At 61.9% G+C, this 21,695-nt stretch carries 19 protein-coding genes and 1 pseudogene; 7 read left to right on the top strand and 13 right to left on the bottom strand.

Annotated elements, in window-relative coordinates; translation table 11 throughout:
- The first annotated feature begins 27 nt into the window (after positions 1 to 27).
- Together astA and NTD84_RS19575 are read left to right on the top strand one after the other, a co-directional pair.
- Positions 28 to 1,062: an arginine N-succinyltransferase gene (astA, locus tag NTD84_RS19580; protein WP_262168765.1), complete on the top strand. Its 1,035-nt coding sequence runs from the start codon at positions 28 to 30 to the stop codon at positions 1,060 to 1,062.
- Between the two features lie 151 nt (positions 1,063 to 1,213).
- Complete coding sequence (locus tag NTD84_RS19575; RefSeq protein WP_262168763.1) at positions 1,214 to 2,083, top strand: oxaloacetate decarboxylase; 870 nt, start codon at positions 1,214 to 1,216, stop codon at positions 2,081 to 2,083.
- Positions 2,084 to 2,256: 173 nt separating this feature from the next.
- Here NTD84_RS19575 and NTD84_RS19570 read toward each other — a convergent pair.
- Positions 2,257 to 3,324, bottom strand: a pseudogene (locus tag NTD84_RS19570) (diguanylate cyclase); the annotation flags it as partial.
- Between the two features lie 171 nt (positions 3,325 to 3,495).
- On the opposite strand from NTD84_RS19570, the gene NTD84_RS19565 reads away from it, so the two are divergent.
- The 3 genes from NTD84_RS19565 (at position 3,496) to NTD84_RS19555 (ending at position 7,419) form a co-directional block, all read left to right on the top strand.
- Positions 3,496 to 4,950, top strand: coding sequence for a flavin-containing monooxygenase (locus NTD84_RS19565; protein WP_262168759.1), 1,455 nt, complete (start codon positions 3,496 to 3,498; stop codon positions 4,948 to 4,950).
- Positions 4,951 to 4,972: 22 nt separating this feature from the next.
- Positions 4,973 to 5,929, top strand: a complete 957-nt coding sequence (locus tag NTD84_RS19560) for an alpha/beta fold hydrolase (protein ID WP_262168757.1) — start codon at positions 4,973 to 4,975, stop codon at positions 5,927 to 5,929.
- Positions 5,930 to 6,039: 110 nt separating this feature from the next.
- Positions 6,040 to 7,419, top strand: coding sequence for a VOC family protein (locus NTD84_RS19555; protein WP_262168755.1), 1,380 nt, complete (start codon positions 6,040 to 6,042; stop codon positions 7,417 to 7,419).
- A gap of 56 nt (positions 7,420 to 7,475) precedes the next feature.
- Here NTD84_RS19555 and NTD84_RS19550 read toward each other — a convergent pair whose 3' ends face one another.
- The 8 genes from NTD84_RS19550 to NTD84_RS19515 form a co-directional block, all read right to left on the bottom strand.
- Entirely contained in the window at positions 7,476 to 8,153 is a 678-nt protein-coding gene (locus NTD84_RS19550; protein ID WP_262168753.1) for a type 1 glutamine amidotransferase domain-containing protein, read from the bottom strand.
- Positions 8,154 to 8,706: 553 nt separating this feature from the next.
- Complete coding sequence (locus NTD84_RS19545) at positions 8,707 to 9,291, bottom strand: hypothetical protein (protein ID WP_262168751.1); 585 nt, start codon at positions 9,289 to 9,291, stop codon at positions 8,707 to 8,709.
- A gap of 86 nt (positions 9,292 to 9,377) precedes the next feature.
- Positions 9,378 to 9,551 carry a hypothetical protein gene (locus tag NTD84_RS19540; protein WP_262168749.1) on the bottom strand — a complete coding sequence of 58 codons (174 nt, stop codon included), beginning with the start codon at positions 9,549 to 9,551 and terminating at the stop codon, positions 9,378 to 9,380.
- 11 nt (positions 9,552 to 9,562) lie between these two features.
- On the bottom strand, positions 9,563 to 9,805 hold the full coding sequence (locus NTD84_RS19535; RefSeq protein WP_262168747.1) for a hypothetical protein: 243 nt from the start codon (positions 9,803 to 9,805) through the stop codon (positions 9,563 to 9,565).
- A 63-nt stretch (positions 9,806 to 9,868) separates the two neighbouring features.
- The gene (locus NTD84_RS19530) at positions 9,869 to 10,936 is read right to left on the bottom strand and encodes a lipocalin-like domain-containing protein (protein ID WP_262168745.1); all 1,068 of its coding nucleotides are present in this window, start codon (positions 10,934 to 10,936) and stop codon (positions 9,869 to 9,871) included.
- On the bottom strand, positions 10,926 to 13,397 hold the full coding sequence (locus NTD84_RS19525) for an ABC transporter permease (protein ID WP_262168743.1): 2,472 nt from the start codon (positions 13,395 to 13,397) through the stop codon (positions 10,926 to 10,928). The genes NTD84_RS19530 and NTD84_RS19525 overlap by 11 nt, the downstream gene beginning before the upstream one ends.
- A 1-nt stretch (position 13,398) precedes the next feature.
- On the bottom strand, positions 13,399 to 14,067 hold the full coding sequence (locus tag NTD84_RS19520) for an ABC transporter ATP-binding protein (RefSeq protein WP_262168741.1): 669 nt from the start codon (positions 14,065 to 14,067) through the stop codon (positions 13,399 to 13,401).
- Between the two features lie 196 nt (positions 14,068 to 14,263).
- Positions 14,264 to 15,160 carry a LysR family transcriptional regulator gene (locus NTD84_RS19515; RefSeq protein WP_262168739.1) on the bottom strand — a complete coding sequence of 299 codons (897 nt, stop codon included), beginning with the start codon at positions 15,158 to 15,160 and terminating at the stop codon, positions 14,264 to 14,266.
- Positions 15,161 to 15,316: 156 nt separating this feature from the next.
- Between NTD84_RS19515 and NTD84_RS19510 the strand changes: the two genes are divergently transcribed.
- Positions 15,317 to 16,336, top strand: a complete 1,020-nt coding sequence (locus tag NTD84_RS19510; protein ID WP_262168737.1) for an alpha/beta hydrolase — start codon at positions 15,317 to 15,319, stop codon at positions 16,334 to 16,336.
- Between the two features lie 79 nt (positions 16,337 to 16,415).
- Positions 16,416 to 17,849 carry a mechanosensitive ion channel family protein gene (locus tag NTD84_RS19505; RefSeq protein WP_262168735.1) on the top strand — a complete coding sequence of 478 codons (1,434 nt, stop codon included), beginning with the start codon at positions 16,416 to 16,418 and terminating at the stop codon, positions 17,847 to 17,849.
- A 115-nt stretch (positions 17,850 to 17,964) separates the two neighbouring features.
- Here the strand turns inward: NTD84_RS19505 and ycaC are convergent, their stop codons facing one another.
- The 4 genes from ycaC to NTD84_RS19485 form a co-directional block, all read right to left on the bottom strand.
- Entirely contained in the window at positions 17,965 to 18,591 is a 627-nt protein-coding gene (ycaC, locus tag NTD84_RS19500) for an isochorismate family cysteine hydrolase YcaC (RefSeq protein ID WP_123434523.1), read from the bottom strand.
- A 70-nt stretch (positions 18,592 to 18,661) separates the two neighbouring features.
- On the bottom strand, positions 18,662 to 20,500 hold the full coding sequence (locus tag NTD84_RS19495; RefSeq protein ID WP_262168731.1) for an amidohydrolase: 1,839 nt from the start codon (positions 20,498 to 20,500) through the stop codon (positions 18,662 to 18,664).
- Entirely contained in the window at positions 20,497 to 21,087 is a 591-nt protein-coding gene (locus NTD84_RS19490; protein WP_262168729.1) for an antibiotic biosynthesis monooxygenase, read from the bottom strand. The genes NTD84_RS19495 and NTD84_RS19490 overlap by 4 nt, the downstream gene beginning before the upstream one ends.
- Entirely contained in the window at positions 21,080 to 21,496 is a 417-nt protein-coding gene (locus NTD84_RS19485; protein ID WP_262168727.1) for a DoxX family protein, read from the bottom strand. The genes NTD84_RS19490 and NTD84_RS19485 overlap by 8 nt, the downstream gene beginning before the upstream one ends.
- Positions 21,497 to 21,695: the final 199 nt, after the last annotated feature.

Raw genomic sequence — 21,695 nt, 5'->3', positions numbered from 1 at the left:
GCGCCAGCCCGCAGAAGGAATTGCCTCATGATTGTCCGTCCGGTTCACGTCTCCGACCTGCCCGCCCTGCTGGCACTGGTGCGGCAGGCAGGCCCGGGGTTCACCACCCTGCCGGTCAACGAAGATCGCCTGCTCCACCGCGTGCGCTGGGCGCAACGCACGTTCGCCGGACAGGTCGAGCGGGCCGATGCCGATTACCTGTTCGTGCTCGAAGATGACGACCAGCAAGTGGTGGGCGTCAGCGCACTGACGGGTGCCGTCGGGCTGCGCGAGCCCTGGTACAACTATCGGGTCGGGCTGACGGTCAGTTCGTCGCCGGACCTGGGCATCCAGCGACAGATCTCGACGCTATTCCTGAACAACGAAATGACCGGGCAATCGGAAATGTGCTCATTGTTCCTGCGACCGGATCAACGCCAGGGCAGCAACGGCCGATTACTGTCGTTGGGACGCCTGTTGTTTGTGGCCGAGTTCACTCACCTGTTCGGCGAAAAACTCATCGCCGAACTGCGCGGCAGCGCCGATGAGCAAGGCTGCTCGCCCTTCTGGGACAGCCTGGGCCGGCACTTTTTCAAGATGGACTTCAGCCACGCGGATCACTTGTCCGGTCTGGGCAGCAAAGCGTTCATCGCCGAACTGATGCCGCGCCAACCGCTTTATACCTGCATGCTCACCGAACAGGCCCAGGCGGTGATCGGCAAAGCGCACCCCAACACCGAACCGGCGTTGAAAATCCTCACCGCCGAAGGTTTCACCCACCAGGGCTACATCGACATCTTCGACGCCGGCCCGGTGATCGAGGCGCCGCTGTCGAAAATCCGCACCGTGCGCGACAGCCTGGCGCTGGAATTGACCATCGGCACGCCGGACGATCAGGCCCCCATCTGGTTGATCCACAACCGCCGACTGGAAAATTGCCGCGTCACCGCTGCCCCGGCAAGGCGGGTGGGCGACAGCCTGATCGTCGACCGGCTCACCGCCAAACGCCTGCAATTGCAGCCCGGCAACTCGGTCCGGGCGGTGCCGTTGCCCAACCAACAGCAGCAAGCTGTCGCCGCTTGAAGCGCAGGCGCCCGCCCCACGGCAGCGGATTCGTTTAAGCTAGCTGCAAATTCGTCATCATTCTTACCCCTGTGGCGTGATAGCCTTTTGTATCTTCGGCGTTGACACTCTTGCTCAAGCCTTTCCATTCCTTTGTATTGGTGGAACTTATATGTCCAGGCTTTCCCATCAGGATTTGCGCCGTAACTTCCGCGAGCTGTTCACTTCCAACAAGTGCTACCACACCGCATCGGTCTTCGACCCGATGTCGGCACGCATCGCCGCGGACCTGGGTTTTGAAGTAGGGATTCTGGGGGGATCGGTCGCCTCGTTGCAGGTATTGGGCGCCCCTGACTTCGCCCTGATCACCCTCAGCGAATTCGCCGAACAGGCCACCCGGATCGGCCGCGTGGCCCAACTGCCATTCATCGCCGACGCCGACCACGGCTACGGCAACGCGCTGAACGTCATGCGCACCATCGTCGAACTCGAACGCGCTGGCGTGGCGGCCCTGACCATCGAAGACACACTGTTGCCAGCGCAATTCGGCCGCAAATCCACCGACCTGATCGGCGTGGCCGAAGGGGTTGGCAAGATTCGCGCCGCGCTGGAAGCCCGGGTCGATAACGAAATGGCCATCGTCGCCCGCACCAACGCCGGGATCCTGCCGGTGCAGGAAGTCATCAGCCGCACCCGGCAGTACCAGAAAGCCGGTGCCGATGGGATTTGCATGGTGGGCGTGCGTGATTTCGATCACCTGGAACAGATTGCCGAGCACCTGAGCGTGCCGCTGATGCTCGTCACCTACGGCAACCCCCTGTTGCGCGACGACAATCGCCTGGCCGAACTGGGCGTGCGTGTCGTCATCGACGGGCATGGCGCTTACTTCGCCGCGATCAAGGCGACGTACGACAGCTTGCGTGAACAACGGCAGATCTTCACCCAGGCCTCGGACCTGAATGCGACGGAACTGACGCATACGTACACGCAGCCTGAGGAATATATCCGCTTTGCAGAAGAGTTCATGAGCGTCAAGGAGTAAGGGTTCGGGAAGGGTGTTGAGGGTTTCGACATCATCGCCAGCAAGCTGACTCCTACAGGGGTTATGCAACCCCTTGTGGGAGCGGGCTTGCTCGCAAAAGCGGGTCAACCCGCGTTCAGGTCGCCTGACAGGCCGCCTTCGCGAGCAAGCCCACTCCCGCAAGTTGGGTAGCCCGAATCGAGCAGCTCATGATGCGGCTTGCCATCACCGCTGCAAATCACCCGATTACGCCCGGTGGTCTTGGCTTCGTAGAGCGCCTGATCGGCATCATTGAGCCATAGCGTCGCCTCGGTGTGTGCCGGGTTGAAGGCGGCCAGGCCGATGCTCAGGCTGACGGTCAGCGCCGGGCTCTGCTCGTAGCCGAGGGTGGCGAAGCGATCACGCAGGGCATCCATGGCGGCCGCAGCGTGATCGAGCGTCAGGTCCGGGAGAATCACGCAAAACTCGTCGCCGCCGTAACGCCCTGCCACATCGGTCGCCCGCAGGTTCTGTTTGAGCATTTTGCTCAGCTGGCGCAACACGATGTCCCCAGCGACATGACCGTAGGTGTCGTTGATGGTTTTGAAATGGTCGATGTCGATCAGCGCAATCGCCCCGCCCTGATGCTGGCGCTTGCAGCGCTGGTATTCGACCTCCAACTGGTCTTTCCAGGCACCGTGATTGAGCAGGCCAGTGAGGCTGTCGGTGCGACTGAGCGCCAGCAATTCGCGCTTGTGCCGGCCCAGCGTGGTGGCTTGGCGAAAACAGATCCAGCCCAGCGCCATCGGATAGAAGATCAGCAGCGGCAGGCAGGCGTACAACTGCGTCGGCGTGGTCTGCGCCACGAAGGCCGGGGTAAACACCAGCCATCCCACTGCGATGCCGAGCAGTTGCGCGGCCGTGCCCACCAGCAGGAATCGCAAGCCGCCGATGGCCACGTTGTTCATCGCCATCATGGCCAGCGTGGCCGCCGTGGGCAGCGGATTGAATTGCATGGCCGCGACCCAGAATCCGCCGAGAAAAGCATCCACCAGGATGTTGCGGTGTTCGGCGTGAAAGGGAACCTTGGCCCGGCGTGCCCACAGGTAGGCGACATGCGGCCAGAGGATCGCATTGAGCAGCATCATCACCCAGACCCACGGGGCCGGGTCCAGCGGGTACACCGCGGTGCCCACGCACAGCAACCCCAAGGCCAGCCCCAGGGTTCGCGATGCATAGAGCCTTCTGGCCAGTGAAAGTCCTCTTCCTCCCGTTTTTCTCATAGGAGCCTCTGCGCCACTGGACGGAACCTGCTGACACCGGCGTTCTGGTGTGCACGAAGTCTAACAGGGCGACGTCAAATTGCCATTACCGGCTGCAGGCCCATGCGTCGCGGTCCAGTTTGGCTATACCTGAAGAGAGGGTTAAGCCCATGACGATAAAAAAGGAGGCCCATGCAGACTTTTCAGGTGTTGATCATCGGCAGCGGATTTGGCGGGCAGTGCGCGGCGATCAATTTGCTCAAGGCGGGCATCGACGATTTTCGATTGCTGGAACGGCGGGACTTCTTTGGCGGCACCTGGTGCCAGAACACCTACCCCGGTGCGGCGGTCGACGTGCCCTCGCCGCTCTATTCGCTGTCTTTCGCCCCGTACCGCTGGACGCAGATGTTCGCCGAACAGGCCGAACTGCACCGCTACACCCGCTACGTGGTCGAGCATTTCGGGCTGCGCGACAAAGTGGAACTGGAGGCCAACGTCGAACGCGTCGAATGGGACGACGAAGCCAAGCGCTGGGCAGTACACACCGCGAACAAGGGCACGTACCACGCTCAGTTCCTGATCAATGCCACCGGCCCGCTGAGCCAACCCGTCATCCCGCACTTCGAGGGCCAGGAGCGCTTTCAGGGCACGACGTTTCATACGAACAACTGGGATCACACCTACGACTATCGGCAAAAACGCGTGGCCATCGTCGGCAGTGGCGCCAGTGCCGCCCAGGTGATTCCGGCGATTGCCCCGGATGTCGGGCATTTGCACGTGTTCCAGCGCTCGCCGCACTGGGTGCTGCCTCGAGCCGACCGCGCGTTTGGGCCGTTCCAGCGCTGGCTGCTGGGTCTGAAACCGGCGTACAAACTGCTGCGCTGGATGATTTACTGGCAATTCGAGACCCGCGTGATTGCTTTCAAATACTCGAAACCGGCGATCCGCATGGTCCAGCAACACGCCCTGCGGTTCCTGAAACGGCAGGTCCCTGACGCGGAGCTTCGGCGAAAACTGACGCCGGATTACGCCATCGGCTGCAAGCGGGTCATTGTCTCCAGCACCCTCTACCCCGCACTCGGCCGCCCCAATGTGACGTTGCACAGCCGCGAGCAAGGCATCGCGTCGATTGACGAAACCGGCATCGTCACCCGGGACGGACAGCATATCGATGTTGACTTGATCGTCTGGTCCACCGGTTACGACGCCACCGACGGGGTGATTTCCTACCCCGTCAGCGGAAGAAACGGCAAGCAGCTCAGGGACTTCTGGGCGATTTACCCACGCGCCTACCTCGGCACCAGCCTGCCAGACTTTCCCAACCTGTTTATCGTCACCGGTCCCAACACCGGGATCGGCCACACTTCGGCGCTGTTCATCATCGAATCCCAGATGAACTACATTCTTGATTGCATCCGCACGCTGAAAGATCAGGGTTTGCGCAGCATCGAAGTTCGCCCCGAGGCAGAACATACCTACACTGAAATGATCCACCGGGAAATGGAACGCACGGTGTGGAAGTCTGGAGGCTGCCACAGTTGGTATCAAAGCAAGAGCGGTCATGTGATTGCCATGTTTCCGGGGTTCAGTTTCAGCTACCACCGATTGACCCGGTCACTGAAACCCGCCGATCACATCCTGTCCTGAGCAGAAAGAAAGGAGACGCCTGATGCTTTTGTTGGTTGTCGCAATTGCGGTGTTCGTGGCCTGGAGCTGGTTGAGCTACCCGGCCATCGGCTACTGGCTCTATGACTTGAACATGGCGGCCGAAGCCAAGCTGTATCGGCTGCACAAGATCGTCGTGCCGATTGCTGAAATGACCGTTTCGACTTGGCAAGGCGGGCCGTACGAAGCGTCGAGCAGCGTGCTGATGCTGCACGGCTTCAGCGCTGACAAGAACATCTGGCTGCGCTTTGCCCGGCATTTTGTCGGCACTTACCGGGTCATCATTCCCGACATTGCCGGGCACGGAGAAACCGGGTTCAAGCAGGGCGGCGGCTATGACATCCCCCTGCAGGCGAAGCGGATGATCCAGTTGCTCGACGTCTGCGGCGTCGAGAAGGTGCACGTGATCGGCAACTCGATGGGCGGCTACATGGCGGCGTGGCTCGCGGCGACATACCCCGACCGCATCGCGTCGGTCGCCCTTATCGACCCCGCGGGTGTGACCGCCCCCGAAATCAGTGATCTGGAGCGCCAATTGGCCAAGGGGCATAACCCGTTCCTGATCAACTCCCGTGAAGAATTCCGCAGCTTCTACGCCATGACCATGGCCGAGCCGCCATGGGTGCCCGGCGTCGTGCTGGACGCCATCGCCCAGCGTTACGAACAGGCCCGGGACGAGCTGGAAGAAATTTTCCGCGATTTGCGCGCCAGCCCGCCGATGGAGCCGAGACTGGCCGACATCAGGTGCCCGGCGCTGTTGCTGTGGGGGCGCAAGGACCGGCTGATCGACGTCAGCAGCGTGGCCGTCTGGAGCAAGGGCATTGAAGACCTGCGGGTGGAAATCTGGGAAGGCGTGGGCCATATGCCGATGGTCGAAGCTCCGGCGGGCGCGGCGCGGCTGTATCGGGAGTTTTTGGCATCCCAGCGCTCGGAGAGCCCTCACGACCAGCGCATGCATTGAGTCAGCAGTCCTTTGCAGAATGAAGTCCGTAAGATTCTTCGTTTGTCGGCGTCGCGCAAGGCTGCGATCTTTTCCACCATCCTTCATGTCACCGCGCCTGGAATTCTTTCATGAGCCACCCAAACTTTGTCAGCCCCGACCTGATCCGCCAACGCTTCTCCAAAGCGATGTCCGACATGTACCGCGAAGAGGTGCCGCTGTACGGCGCGCTGATGGAACTGGTGGAACACACCAACCGCCAGGTGCTGGAGAGTGATCCGCAGATCGCCCGACAGTTGCAGAGCACCGGTGAAATCCAGCGCCTGGACCTGGAGCGCCATGGCGCCATCCGCGTTGGCACTGCGAAGGAACTGGCCACCCTCGCCCGCCTCTTCGCGGTGATGGGCATGCAGCCCGTCGGCTATTACGACCTGACCCCGGCCGGCGTGCCGGTGCATTCCACGGCGTTCCGCGCGGTGCATGAAGCCGCTCTGCAGGTCAGCCCGTTCCGGGTGTTCACCTCGCTGCTGCGCCTGGAGCTGATCGAAGACCCGCAACTGCGCGACTTTGCCCAATCGGTGCTGGATAAGCGCTCGATCTTCACGCCCCAGGCGCTGACTCTCATCGAACACGCCGAAACCCAAGGTGGCCTGACCGAACAGCAAGCGCAGGATTTCGTGCTGCAGGCGCTGGAAACCTTCCGCTGGCACCACAGCGCCACCGTGACCGCCGAGCAGTACCGGCAACTCAGCGCCCAACATCGCCTGATCGCCGATGTGGTGGCGTTCAAGGGCCCGCACATCAACCACCTGACGCCGCGCACGCTGGACATCGACATCGTGCAGGCACAGATGCCGGCCCATGGCATCACGCCGAAAGCGGTGATCGAAGGCCCACCACGCCGTCAGTGTCCGATCCTGCTGCGCCAGACCAGCTTCAAGGCTCTGGACGAGCCCGTTGCGTTCACGGATCAGGCCGACAGCCGCGGTAGCCACAGCGCTCGCTTCGGCGAGATCGAACAACGCGGCGCCGCCCTTACCCCCAAAGGTCGAGCGCTGTATGACCGCCTGCTCAACGCTGCCCGCGACGAACTCAAGGACTTCCCCAACGAAGCCAACGCCGCACGCTATAACGCGTTGATGACCCAGCACTTTGGCGAATTCCCTGACAATTTTGACAGCATGCGCGAACAGGAACTGGCGTACTTTCGCTATTTCGTGACGGAAGAAGGACGGTCGGCGGAGGGCACTCGCCAGGCATCGCTGGAAGATCTGCTCAGCAATGGCCATGTGAAGGCGGAGCCGCTGGTGTACGAAGATTTCCTGCCGGTCAGCGCCGCGGGGATTTTTCAGTCGAACCTGGGGGATGCAGCGCAAACCCATTATGGCGAGCACTCGAACCAGCAAGCGTTCGAGAAAGCGCTGGGACGCTCGACCATTGACGAGTTGGGGTTGTACGCCGAGACACAGCGACGCTCGATCGAAGCGTGTTTGGCCACGCTCAACGCTTGAGGCACTGCACATCACGGTAGGAGCTGTCGACTCGACAGCGCCTACCGGTCACGGCTTTATTTCAGTTGCGCCAATAACGCTTGCGCCGCGGCCTCCGACGACGCCGGATTCTGCCCCGTCAGCAACAAACCATCCGTCACCACATAACTTGCCCAGTCATCCCCCTTGGAATAAATCCCGCCCTTCTCCTTGAGCATGTCCTCCACCAGGAACGGCACGACCTTGGTCAGTTGCACCGCTTCCTCCTCAGAGTTGGTGAAGCCGGTTACTCGCTTACCCTTGACCAGCGGCTGGCCGTCCGCGCCCTTGACGTGACGCAACACCCCCGGCGCATGGCAGACCGCCGCAACCGGCTTGCCCGCCTTGTACAACGCCTCGATCAAGGCGATCGACGTTTTGTCTTCAGCAAGGTCCCACAGCGGGCCATGCCCACCCGGGTAGAACACCGCATCATAATCCTCGGCGCGCACGCTGCTCAGCAACGCAGTGGACGCCAATGCGGACTGCGCCGCGGAGTCTTTGCGGAAGCGATCCGTGGCAGCGGTTTGTGCGTCCGGCTCATCACTTTTCGGGTCCAGCGGCGGCTGGCCGCCCTTGGGCGAAACCAGCGTCAGCTGCGCGCCGGCGTCTTTGAAAACGAAATACGGTGCGGCGAATTCTTCCAGCCAGAAGCCGGTTTTCTTACCCGTGTCACCCAATTGATCGTGGGACGTCAAAACCATCAGGATTTTCATGTCGCGCTCCTTGAATCAGGGGGAAGTCAGTCATCTTGGCGCTGGGTTTGACCATGGGGCGGTGGGGTTCGTTGCACTGTCAAGCGCCACAGACAGGCAAAAGCGCATTAGCGAGTACATGCCACCTTTAAACAATCTGCAGGTCTTGACCTTGAACCAATACAAAAGAAAAAACGGCTATTGAAGGCAATACTACTTAAGTGACACTTGCTCTGACACTTCGTAGCACTGAATTGAATTGATCACTGCGAACCTGAAAAATTTCCGACGAGATCATTGAAGTGCTGGTGGCACTTGAAGAAGGTGTCCGCCCAGTGTAATGGCCTCGGCAATCCATGCACTGGTAAAGAGCCTTGCCACTGGGCGAACGGTGAGCATTTTAGTAGAACTTTTTCAATATGTCCGCGTTATAACGTGAAATTTATCGAACGATGACTTTGATATCACTAACGAATGACTTACATACACCGCCCAAACTCACCAGTTCGATCAATACGTTGATTATTCCTGTACAAAAAGCTGTACAAGAACAATCAACGCATAAAACTAATATTCAGCTTTCGTGCTGGCTGGTCACTTTCAATATATCGGTGTAAGTCACAACAACACTTTGCCCTACCTTCAGATCCTTGAGTTTTTTCTGGATTTCAGGTTTTTCGATGTTGACGGTTTTTGACTGGCCAGCCGGGTTTTCGAAGGTCAGCTGGTTTTTCTCCAGGTCGATATGAGTGATTTTCAGCTGAACCTGAACCTGGCGATAGGCCTCGCCGCCAGGGTTGGGATTGTCTTTTGTAGCGCGGATTTCGCCGCTGCGTTCGGTGGAACCTGGCAGGCCTTTGTCAACGTCGGTATCAAGGAACGCCGCGACGGAGTGGGTCACTTCGACATTGACCTGATCGCCGACCTTGAGGTTGCCCAGGTCCTGGGCCTTGTCGCTGAGTTGTACATGGACCTGACGGCCTTCGGCACCTTCAAGGACGATCTGGTGTTTGGCGGCGTCGACGGCGAGGACTTTGGTGGTGACCTGGTCGGCTTCCACGGTCGCCGACAGCGGAATATCCGCGGCCATGACGCTGAAGCTGGCAGCGGACAATACAGTGGCGAGGGTGATGGCTCTGGTCAGCGCGTGAAGTTTCATAAGCAGTACGTTCCCTGTGATAAATGGCAGCGGACGGCTCTGAATCAAGGCTCAGCACCGTCCGTGCGGTTGAGCATAGACGCTGTTCAGCGTTTGTCCGCGGTTTCTTGCGCGGTGGATTCGCCGCTGTCAGTGCCTTTGCCGCTTTCCTTGCGTCGGGCTGGATCGGTGGGGCGCAGGGCGTCGTTGTCGCGCTCGACTTCGCCCGGTGGGCGCGGTTCGTCCGGGTGTTTTTCAGTGTCGGGGGTACGAGGTTTCACGGTGGTTCTCCTCAGGCTTCGGGATCGTCAACTTCATGGGCCACGTTCACGTCAGGCGAGTCTTTGTGGGAGTGTTCGGCCTTGGTCTTCAAGGCCTGCCACTGATCGAGGTCGATGGCACCCTGCCCCAGCAAGTCGTCGGCCACGCGCAATAATTCGGCGTAATGCGCATCGGGGGATTGTTGCCAGTAGGCCTTGTCTTCGAACAGGCGCTGCCACGAGGCAAGGTCGGGGGGTGTGAGGTCGTCGCTCATGGCGGGCTCCTGGGAACGGGTATCGTTGAATTAGGAGGACGCCGCGCCACCGAGAGTTCCGGGTCAATAGCCGGTCATTTCCAGATACCCCTGCCCTGCGTGGCTGCCGCTCAGGCGCACCGGGCCTTCCCAGTATGGAATGCGCAAATCCATCCAGGCGTCAGGGTTCAGCGCGGTGATGACGATATCGAGTTGCTTGTCGGGGATCTTGATCGACCAGCTCACCGGCACCGAGCGCCCGGCAGCCTTTGCGCTGTCCTGCGGCGTAAGGCTGATCTCGGCGCCGTGCAACAGCCGAGTCTGCCCTTGGGCGTCGATCCAGGTGCCAGTGAGATACGGAGCGCCATGCTTCTGCCGCATGCGGTACAGCATCACCTGTTCGCCGTTGTCCAGGTGCAGGGAAAACCAGTCCCAACCGCTCTGGTCAGCGGTGAGTGGCTGACTGCTCCACTCGCGGTCGAGCCACGCCGGGCCGCTGACCTGATAGGTCTTGCCGTCGATTTCCAATGAGCCCCGCGCCTGAAAGAACGGCTGGCTGTAGTAGTACGACGCCTGGCCCTGTTCGGATTTCTGGCTGAAACCCTTGTCACCCTGCAGCACCAGTGGACCCGTGGACGTCAGTCGCAATTGGTAGCTGAAGCCCTTGTCGCGGGCACTGAGTTTAAGGTCATCCAGCCCACCTGAACCCTGGCTGCTGAACTGCCAATCGTCGATCCAGGCATTGAACGGCCGGACGTTCACCCCGGCCTGCCCTACGCCGCCGCGAGCATAGCGCTCAGCCGCGTGATGCGTCGTCGCCGAGGTCACCGCCGCGTGGCCGAGCCAGAGGGTCTGGTTGCCCCACCCTGGCACTTCAGGGGTGGCTTTCAATGCGCTGCGAAACAATGTCCATTGCACGCCGAACTCCCGTCCCTGATCGTCCTTGAGGTTGGCAGTGACGTACCACCACTCGATGCGAAAACCTTCGTGCGCCCCGTGATCCGCTGGAAAGCTGAATACGCGGCCGGGCACCACCGGCGTAAAGGCGAGCGCCTCACCGCCGAGGCCGGCGAAGCCTTTTTCAGCCGGCGCCGGGTCATCGCAGCCGCTCAGGAGCATGGCCAGCAGGACCACGCCGAGTTTAATCCTCATGCGCAAACGTCCTCAGCAGATCCGCCGGTTGCGTGCGATACAGCGAGTACAGCGGCCACGCCGAGGCCAGCAACGTCGCAAGTAACGCCAGCCCCATCAGCTGCGCCAGCTGCCACGGAAACACCCGCAAGGGCAGGCGCCAGCCGAACGCCTGAACGTTGATCACCGCGTCCAGGCACCACGCCAGCGCGATGCCCAGCGGCAATGCGAGCACCAGCGTCAGCACCGCCAACAGCCAGGTTTGCCCGAGGTTCAGCAGCATCAGTTGCCGCCGCGTGACGCCCAGCGCCCACAACGGCGCAAGTTGCCCCAGGCGGCTTTGGCTCTGGGTCAGCAGGCTAATGAACAGCGCAACGCCGGCGACGCCAAGGGTCAGACTGTTCAGTGCGGCGGTGGCGGCGAAGGTGCGCTCGAACACTTGGGTGGACCAGCCCTTGAGCCGGGCCTGGTCGACGATGCGGCTGTCATCCAGTGTGAAGCGGCTTTGCAGGGCCTTCAGGAACGCCGGAATCAATGGCGGCTCGATGCGCAGGTTGAAACGGTTCGGCGTCAGCTGCGGCCAGCCGCGCAGCAGATGATCGACGTTGACCAGGATGTGGCCCTTGGGGTTGCCGTAGTCAGCGTAGATGCCGACGATGCGCGGCGACCACGCCCCGGTCGGGGTGGCTAGCGTGAGGCGATCGCCGAGGCGCACCTTCAGGCGGCGGGCCAGTTGTTCACTGAGCATCAGCGCATCGTCCTTGGCCAGTCGATCCCACGGGTTATCGCCCACCGATTCCAGCAACGGCCAGTGCTGGCGATAGGTCGGGTGATCGATCACGCCAAACACATCCGCCGGCCAGCCCTGCAGCTGGATCGACACTTGCCAGTTGGGCAGCACCGCCGAAAGGGATGGCTGTTGTTTCAGCCAGGTGGACAACTCTCGGGCCTGGGCCGGGTTTTGCGGGTTTACGTACAGCTCGGCGGTCAGCCGTTGTTCGAGCCAGTCGTTGAAGGTCTGACGAAAACCGGCGGTCATGCTGCCGGCACCGATGTTCGCCGCCAACGCCAACAGCAGGGCCATCAGCGCCAGGCTCAGGGCCGGCAGTTGCTGGCGGCAATCGGCGAGGAACCATTGACCGAGCACCGAATGACTGCGATGCAGCGCGAGATTCAGCACCGTATTGAGCACCACCGGCAGCGCCAGCGCGGCGCCGATCAGCAGCGCCGCCATCAGCACGAAACCGCTGGCGAGGCTGTCGCCAACGAGCAACGCCAGCAGCGCGATGACCCCGGCCAGCGCCGCGACCCAACCCTGCCGCCGCAACCAGCGGGCATGGGCCTGATGCCAGGCCTGCGGATCGGCCAGGGCCAGCAGCGGCAAACGTGCGGCCCGCAACAGACTGTTGGCGCCGGCCAGCAATGCGCCGAGCAGGCTCAAGCCGATGCCGCCGAGCCACCACCACGGGCTCAGGCTCAACTGTCCCGGCACTTCGGCACCGTACAGGCCGCGCAGGCTGGCGGCGACGTCCGGCAACAGCACGCTCGCCAACAGATAGCCGCTGGCGACGCCGGCGAGACCGCCGATCAGCGCCAGACCACCCAGTTCAACGGCGAGGCACGCGATCAACAGCCGCGCGCTGACCCCACAGGCGCGCAGGGTTCGCAGCAATCCACGACGTTGCTCCAGCGCCAGCCCGATCGCCGCGTGCACGATGAACAGGCCCACGACAAAAGACAGAAACCCCAGGGCATCGAGGTTGAGGTGAAAGCTTTCGGTCAAGCGCGACAAATTGTTCTCTTCGCCGCTGCTCCTGAGTTGCAACTGGCCTTTGAACTGATCGGGTACTGTCGCACTGAAATCCTTGGGCAACAGCAGCCGCGACAGTTGGTCTGGCAAGCCGAGAATCTGCTGGGCAAAACCGATGTCCACCAGCAACACGCCGGGGGCCATGTCGGTTTGCACCTGCAGCGGCGGCAATGCCACACCGTCGAGACTGGTAGGACGTTCGCCTTCCTGCAACCCCAGCGCCTGCAAGGTTTGCGGCGAAATCCAGGTACTCCCCGGCGGGATGAAGAACCCGACCACCTGCTCGATCGCCAGCGCCCGGCCGGCCACGGCAGAACCGGCCGGCAGCGACACCGGCTCGATGCCCATCAGTTGCAGACGTTGGTCTTCATGGCCCTTGAGCGTCACCCGGCCCTGCAGCACCGGCGACACCGGCCACCCGGCGCGACGCAACTCAACGAACAACGCCTGGGGAAACGTCCCGCCTCCCGGGGCAGCGAGGCTGGCCTGGGGTTCGCCGCCGATCAACTGACTGGCCCGGGCGTAACTATCCCGCGCCTGGCTGTTCAGCGCCTGCACGCCGGTCAGCAGGCTGGTGGCCAGCCAGAGTCCGGTCAACACGCTGAAAAACTGCACCGGGTGCTGGCGCCAATGGCTGAGCAATGCGCGCAAGGTTTCGCAAAAAACTTGCACGTCAGTGTTCGTCCACGCCAACCAGGCGACCACGCTGCAACACCACTTTCTCCGCCAGCCGTGCCGCCACCCGCGGGCTGTGGGTGACCATCAATAAAGTGGTTGGCGTGTCATCGAGCAACTCCAGCAACAATTTCAGCACGTCATCGCTGGTGGCTTCGTCGAGACTCCCGGTGGGTTCGTCGGCCAGCAGCAGTTTGGGTTGCGAGGCCAACGCCCGGCCCAGCGCCACCCGCTGCTGTTGACCGCCGGACAGTTGCTCCGGATAACGCCGCAGCACATCACCCAGGCCCAGACGCTTGACCAGGTGCGCCTGCCACCGCGCATCGTGGCGCCCCGCGAGCCGCGCCTGAAACGCAAGATTGTCCTCTACGCGCAAACTGCCGATCAGGTTGAACTGCTGGAACACCAGGCCGATTTCAGTGCGCCGCCAGTTTGCCAGTTGCGCTTCGTTCATCTGCTCCAGTTGCTGTGCGCCACTGCGAATGCTGCCGCGATCAAGCTTGTCGAGCCCGGCGATCAGGTGCAGCAAGGTGCTTTTGCCACTGCCCGACTCGCCCATCAGCGCCAGGCTGCTGCCGGGTTTCAGCGTCAGGTCGACGCCTTGCAGCACCGGCAGCGGACCTTGCGGGGTGGCATAGCTTTTGAAAACGCCTTGGACCTGAAGCATGAGCGAACCTGTTTGAGGGGCATGGGGCAAGGATAGCGGCCCTGCATGGTTTTTGTCCGTTGACGATTGCGGACCCGACCACGCACCCGTTCTCTCCTGCACCCGCCTGGATCAGGGGCGATGACCGTGGCGTGCACGTCGGCGTTGAGCCGGGCGATGACAAAAGGTCCTGACGTCCCACAGGAATCGGTGCCAGCTAAAGATCTCCCTCAGACTGATCCAGCCGCTCCCGCAAAAACTCGATCAACGCTTGCACCGGCCGCGAACTCTGACGGTGCTGCGGGTACACCGCCGACAACGTCAGCGGCTCCGGGCGGAACTCATCCAGCACCGGCACCAGCCGTCCCGCCTTCAACGCCGCCCCGACAATGAACGTTGGCAGGTAGGTAATCCCCATGCCGGCAATCGCCGCATCCTTGAGCAACTCCCCGTTATTCACCCGCATCCGCCCCGTCACGTTGACCACCAGCGGCTTGCCCCTCCCCGCAAAGCGCCACTGCACCTGGCGACCGTGGCCATACGGCAGACAGTCATGCGCGAGCAAATCCTCGGGCTTGAGCGGCACGCCACGCTCCGCCAGGTACGCCGGGCTGGCGCAATACACCCGCGGGATCGAGGCGATGCGGCGGGCGATCAACGTCGAGTCTTCCAGCACGCCGATACGCAGCGCCAGGTCAAAGCCCTCGCTCAGCAGGTCCACCGGCCGGTCACTCAGGTCCACTTCCACCGTGACCTCCCGATAGCGCTGCAAAAACACCGGCAGCAGGCAACCCAGGTGCGCCAGCGCAAACGACAACGGCGCACTCACCCGAAGGGTGCCGCGCGGTTCGGTGGTCTGGCCGGCAATGCCCTGCTCCACCTGTTCGACTTCGCCCAGCAGGCGCAGGGCCGACTCGTAATAGCTCTGGCCCAACGGCGTGACGTCCAGCCGCCGCGTCGAGCGGTTGAGCAGGCGTACGCCCAGGCGTTCCTCGAGCTGCATCAGGCGCCGGCTGACGAACTGCTTGGACAGCCCCAGTTGATCGGCCGCCGCAGTAAAGCTGCCAGAGTCCATGACCTGGCAAAAAATACGCATATCTTCAAACGGGTTCATTGTCACGCCTTGGTTGACAGTTAAACGCTTTATAGCCGCTTTTTCCCTCTCGGGCACCCTATTAATCTGTGTCCACGGTGCTGCTGAGGCCTGAACCACAGCGCGAACAGCGCGCCGACTCTCCTATAAAACGATTAATCAAAAAGGATTTGCCCAATGACCGCTCTCACCAAAACCCTGACCGCTTCCCTCCTGGCCCTCTCCATCGGCAACGCTTTCGCCGCTGGCAGCCCGGGTGTCGAACACACCACCCAGACCTTCCTCGACGCTCTCGCTGCCGGTGGCGGCAAACCGCTCGAGCAACTGAGCCCGAAGGAGGCCCGTGCGGTCCTGACCGGCGCGCAGAACTCGGTGAAGGTTGATCTGTCAGGAGTGCAGGTCAGCGACCGCGCGATCCAGGTCGACGGCCAAACCATCAACCTGAAAATCGTGCGTCCGGCCAAGGTCAAGGGCGAGTTGCCGGTGTTCATGTTTTTCCACGGTGGCGGCTGGGTCCTGGGCGATTACCCGACCCACCAGCGGCTGATTCATGATCTGGTGGTCGGCTCCGGTGCCGTCGCAGTGTATGTCGATTACACGCCATCGCCGGAAGCGCACTACCCGACAGCGATCAACCAGGCCTACGCCGCGACTCGCTGGGTGGCGGAACACGGTAAGGACATCGGCGTCGACGGCAAGCGCCTCGCCGTGGCCGGCAACAGCGTCGGCGGCAACATGGCAGCGGTCGTGGCGCTGATGGCCAAGGAACAGAAAACCCCCGCACTGCGCTTCCAGCTGTTGATGTGGCCCGTGACCAACGCGCAGTTCGATACCGGCTCGTACCAGCAATTTGCCGAAGGCCACTTCCTCACCAAAGGCATGATGAACTGGTTCTGGGACAACTACACCACCGACCAGGCCCAGCGTGCGCAGATCCACGCGTCGCCGTTGCAGGCCAGCGCCGACCAGCTCAAAGGCTTGCCCACCGCCCTGGTGCAAACCGCCGAGTTCGACGTGTTGCGTGACGAAGGTGAAGCCTACGCCCGCCATCTCGATGCGGCCGGTGTGCCGGTCACGGCGGTGCGTTACAACGGCATGATCCACGACTTCGGCCTGTTGAATCCGCTGAGCCAGATTCCGGAAGTCAAGGCGGCGGTGCGTCAGGCAGCAATGGAGCTCAAGACTCATCTGAATTGAGATACCGTTCGATAATCTCTCTGTAGGAGCGAGCTTGCTCCTACAGTTGTCTGCACCCATTGATCGTGGAGTCTGGCCCATGACCTTCATCCTCGCCCACCTGTTGATCCTCGGCGCCCTGCTGCTGGTGATCGACGCCGTGCTCTGGCACCTCGCGCCGTTCCAGCATCGCGTCACGCGGGTCGGTGTGCGGTTGGCCCTGTTCGTGATGTTCAGCGCGGTGATCATCAACGCCGGCGTCAGCCCGTTGCAGGCGCCGCTGTTTGCCGATGACCGCGTGGCGCAACTGGGCGCCACGGCGCTGGGGATTCTCTGGTGGCTGTACGCCGCGCGGGTGCTCACCGAAGTCATCGGCCTGGTGCTCATGCGGCGCATTGGTCACAGCGGGCGGTTGCTGCAGGACGTGATCGGCGCGCTGGTGTTCCTGGTCGCCATCGTCGCGGCCGCCGGTTATGTGCTGGAGCTGCCCGTGAAAGGCTTGCTGGCGACCTCCGGCGTGGTGGCGATCGTCGTCGGCCTGGCGTTGCAGAGCACTTTGAGCGACGTGTTTTCCGGGATCGTGCTCAACACCACCAAGCCGTATCAGGTGGACGACTGGATCGTGATCGATGGCGTCGAAGGCAAGGTGCTCGACATCGACTGGCGCGCCACGCACCTGCTGACCAGCGCCGGCAGTACCGCGGTGGTGCCGAACTCGGTTGCCGCCAAGGCCAAGATCGTCAACCTGAGCCGGCCAAACAACATGCACGGCGTGTCGATCAGCATTCAAGTGCCCAACCACGTTCGTCCGCGTCGGGTGCTCGATGCGCTGGATCGTACGCTTCAAGGCAGCAGCAGTTTGCTGTTGAACCCCGCTCCGAAAGCCGTGCTGAAAGAGGCCGGCGAAACCGTGTCCGAATACGTGGCCAGCGGGTTCATCGCCGAGTTGGGCAAGAAAAGCGAAGTGCGCAATCAGCTGTTCGACCTGGCGCACCGACACCTTGAAGCGGCCGGTATATCGCGGCAACTCGATGGCGTGATCGAACCCACGACCCGCGCCCGGGCGCTGCTCGATGAAGTGAAAATCTTCCGTTCCCTGAGCGAAGACGAACGCGATCAGATGGCGCAGTCGATGGTGGCGCAGCAGTACGCGGCGGGTCAGGTGGTGCTGAATCTGGGCGAGGTGCCGGACAGCCTGATGATCATCGCCACGGGGGTGGTCAGCGCCACCGTACCCGACGGTAACCAGATGATCGAAGCCGGTCGAATGGGGCCCAGCGAAGTGATGGGTGAACAGAGCATCCTTACCGACACGCCGTCTCAGGCGACGTTCACCACCCTGACCTCGTGCATCATCTACCGCATCGACAAATCCCTGACCCGCCATTGCATGGAACAACGGGTTGAAGTGGGTCGGGCATTGAACAAGTTGCAAGCGGTGCGGCAGCAGAACAGTCGGCTGGCGCTGATGACCAAGCCGGTGCCGATCAAGAAAGGTGGGTTTCTCAGCTGGCTGCAAAAACGTCAGGTGTAAACACCAACAAATGTGGGAGCGGGCTTGCTCGCGAAGGCGGTGTGTCAGGCAACAATGGCAGTGCCTGACACCCTCTTCGCGAGCAAGCCCGCTCCCACAAGTATTCCTGACGGGATTACTTCGAAGTCAGCACCGAATAGCTGTTCATCAGGTTGCGATAATTCGGAATGCGCGGCGACAGCAGGTTGGCCAGGCCTTCCATGTCGTTGCGCCAGTCGCCTTGTAGCTCGCAGGCCACCGAGAACCAGTTGACCAGTTGCGCACCGGCCGCTGCCATGCGCGCCCAGGCGGCCTGCTGCACGGTTTCGTTGAAGGTGCCGGAAGCATCGGTCACCACAAACACTTCAAAGCCTTCCGCCAGTGCCGACAGCGTCGGGAAGGTCACGCACACGTCCGTCACCACACCGGCGATGATCAGCTGCTTGCGGCCCGTGGCTTTAACGGCCTTGACGAAATCTTCGTTGTCCCAGGCATTGATCTGGCCAGGGCGCGGGATGTACGGCGCGTCCGGGAACAGCTCTTTCAGCTCAGGCACCATCGGGCCGTTCGGGCCGTTTTCAAAACTGGTGGTGAGGATGGTCGGCAGTTTGAAGAACTTGGCCAGGTCCGCCAGGGCCAGTACGTTGTTCTTGAATTCGTTCGGCGAGAAATCCTGGACCAGCGAAATCAGACCGGTCTGGTGGTCGACCAACAGGACAACGGCATCGTCTTTGTTCAGGCGTTTGTACGGAACGTTGCTCATGTGAAACTCCTCGATGGATGGGTATTACGCGGGGCGCCGACACGCAAGGCCGGCACCTTTTTTGTGAGCGTCAGAACGCGAAGCACGAGCAGCCAAAGGCGCCCCAGAAGCCGGCGAAATCGCTGACCGGCGCGTTCGACAAACGCGCACGATCATGGCTGTGGGCATGCACGCCGCACGGCCCGCTGCAATGGTGAACCTGCGCCTGCATCGGCGAGGTCGGCCGCCAGTGACCCGGCACCTTCACCACCGGCGACCAGTCCGGCAGCACCGGCACGCTGGCCGGTCCGAGTTTTTCGAAATCACCGGCGGCGTACACCACTTTGCCGCCGACCACGGTCAACACCGACTCGATCCACTTGATCGCTTCTTCGTCGATGCCGAAAAAGTCCGCGCTCAGGGCCGCGACGTCCGCCAGCTGGCCAACCTTGATCATGCCTTTCTTGCCCTGTTCGGAAGAGAACCAGGCGCTGCCATGGGTGAACAGTTCCAGTGCGGTCTGCCGGGACAAGCCCTCGGCGTGCAGTTCCAGGCCCCCGACGGTACGGCCGCTGACCATCCAGTACAGCGAGGTCCAGGGGTTGTAGCTGGACACTCGGGTGGCATCGGTGCCCGCGCCGACCGGTACACCCTCGGCGAGCATGCGCTTGATCGGCGGCGTCGCTTCGGCAGCCTTGGCGCCATAACGCTCGACGAAATATTCACCCTGGAACGCCATGCGGTCCTGGATCGCGATACCACCGCCCAGCGCCCTCACCCGCTCGATGTTCTGCGGCGTGATCGTTTCGGCGTGGTCGAAAAACCACGGCAAACCGTTGAACGGAATGTCACGGTTGACCTTCTCGAAGACGTCGAGCATGCGGCTGATGGATTCGTTGTACGTGGCGTGCAGGCGGAACGGCCAGCGCTGCTCGACGAGGTGGCGAACCACCGGTTCCAGCTCGGCTTCCATGGTTTGCGGCAAGTCTGGACGGGGCTCGAGGAAGTCCTCGAAATCCGCCGCCGAGAACACCAGCATTTCCCCGGCGCCGTTGTGCCGCAGGTAATCGTCGCCCTGGTGCAGGGTCACGCTGCTGGTCCAGTTCTTGAAGTCGGTCAGCTCTTCCTTGGGCTTCTGGGTGAACAGGTTGTAGGCGATGCGGATGGTCAGTTGCTGGTCCTTGGCCAACTGCTCGATCACCTGGTAATCGTCGGGATAATTCTGGAAACCGCCACCGGCATCGATCGCGCTAGTCAGGCCCAGGCGGTTGAGTTCGCGCATGAACTGACGGGTCGAGTTGACCTGGTATTCCAGCGGCAGCTTCGGTCCTTTGGCCAGGGTCGAATAGAGAATCATCGCATTGGGACGGGCGACCAGCATGCCGGTCGGCTCACCGTTGGAATCGCGCACGATCTCGCCGCCCGGCGGGTTCGGCGTGTTGCGGGTGTAGCCGGCGACGCGCAACGCGGCGCGGTTGAGCAAGGCGCGGTCGTACAAGTGCAGCACAAACACCGGCGTATCCGGGGCCGCCTGGTTGAGCTCTTCCAGGGTCGGCATGCGCTTTTCGGCGAACTGGAATTCGTTCCAGCCGCCGACCACACGCACCCACTGTGGCGTCGGCGTACGGTCGGCCTGCTCCTTGAGCATGCGCAGGGCATCGGCCAGCGAAGGCACCCCTTCCCAGCGCAGTTCGAGGTTGTAGTTCAAACCGCCACGGATCAGGTGCAGGTGCGAGTCGTTGAGGCCGGGAATGACGCATCGACCTTTAAGGTCGATGACCTGGGTGCCCGAACCGCGCAGGGCCATGGCTTCGGCGTCGGTGCCGACCGCGACGAAACGGCCGTCGTGGATGGCCACGGCACTGGCGCGCGGGTTTTCGCGGTCAACGGTATGAAATTGGCCATTGAATAAAATCAGATCGGCGTTCATCGCGTTTCCTTGGGCTGAGTGGAAGAAGACAGCCAAGGCGCGAACAAGCGTGTCGCCATCGGCATGAACAGGTACACCACCGAGACCACGATGGTCAGCGTGATCAGAAAGGTGGCGACTACGTAATTGGACAGAAACGTGTTGAGCCGCAGCAGCGGCCCCCAGAGCAGTGGCACCAGCAAGGTGTGCGGCAGAATCACCAGCAGCGTGACCACGGCCTGTTTCCAGCGTGGTGGCGGCGAGTTGGTTTCAGCCGGCGGCGCGAACCAGAATTCGTTGATCGGGTTGACCTCGGTCTGGTCGCCGTCGGCGAGCATCGGCGTGGCTTCGCTGACCAGTTCCAGGCGCTGCGGCGAATCGAGCCAGTGCTGCATCGCTTCCGTGGTGCAAAAGCGCAGCACGCAGGTGTACAGGTCGAGGCCGGCACTTTTGCCGCGGATCACGTCGACGCCCAGGTGCCCTTCCTGCTGCCCGGCGATGCTGACGATATTGCGCAACCAGGCGGCGTAAGGCACTTCAAAGCCGACCTTGACCCGGTGCTTGATGACCAGGGTCACGACTTCTTCGAAACGGTTGGATTCAGGCATAACGCAAAGCTCCGGCGAATCGGACATTGAGCGCCAGCCGTCCCGGCCCGGCGATAAGAAGGCTGCTGAACAGGATCAACAGCAGCCAGGCGAACTGCCCTTCATCGAGGCTCCATTGCGGGTGCACGACCAGCAACGCGACCAGCAGCACACACAGAATCGGCAGGCACGCCAACCGCACCAGCACCCCGGCGATGATCAGCAGCGGACACAGCACCTCGGCGAAAATCGCCAGCATCAGCGTAACGTTCGCGCCCAGGTGAAACGGGTCTTCGATGACTTGCAGTTGAGCGCTGTAGTTAAGCAGCTTCGGCAAACCGTGCACCCACAGCAGAAACAGACTGCCGCTGACCCGCAGAAAAAACAGTCCGGCATCCTGGGTTCGTTGATCCCATCGCGAAGCGTTCATGGGTGACCTGCACAATTGGAAAACCGCCGGCGACGATGCACCGGGACCTCATTCGATAGTGCCGGTGTGGGCGTGGGGAAAATTGAATGTACGTGCTCTTTTTGCGATCGAGCATAGAACTGCGCAGCGCTATGGATCCCTGTGGGAGCGGGGGGGGGGGGGGGGGGGGGGGGGGGGGGGGGGGGTGTGTTTGTTTTTT

It is taken from the genome of Pseudomonas sp. 14P_8.1_Bac3 (genome assembly GCF_025466085.1).
Lineage (GTDB): Bacteria > Pseudomonadota > Gammaproteobacteria > Pseudomonadales > Pseudomonadaceae > Aquipseudomonas.
The sequence above is the reverse complement of the archived record's forward strand: the minus strand, read 5'-3'. Positions and strand labels throughout refer to the sequence as shown.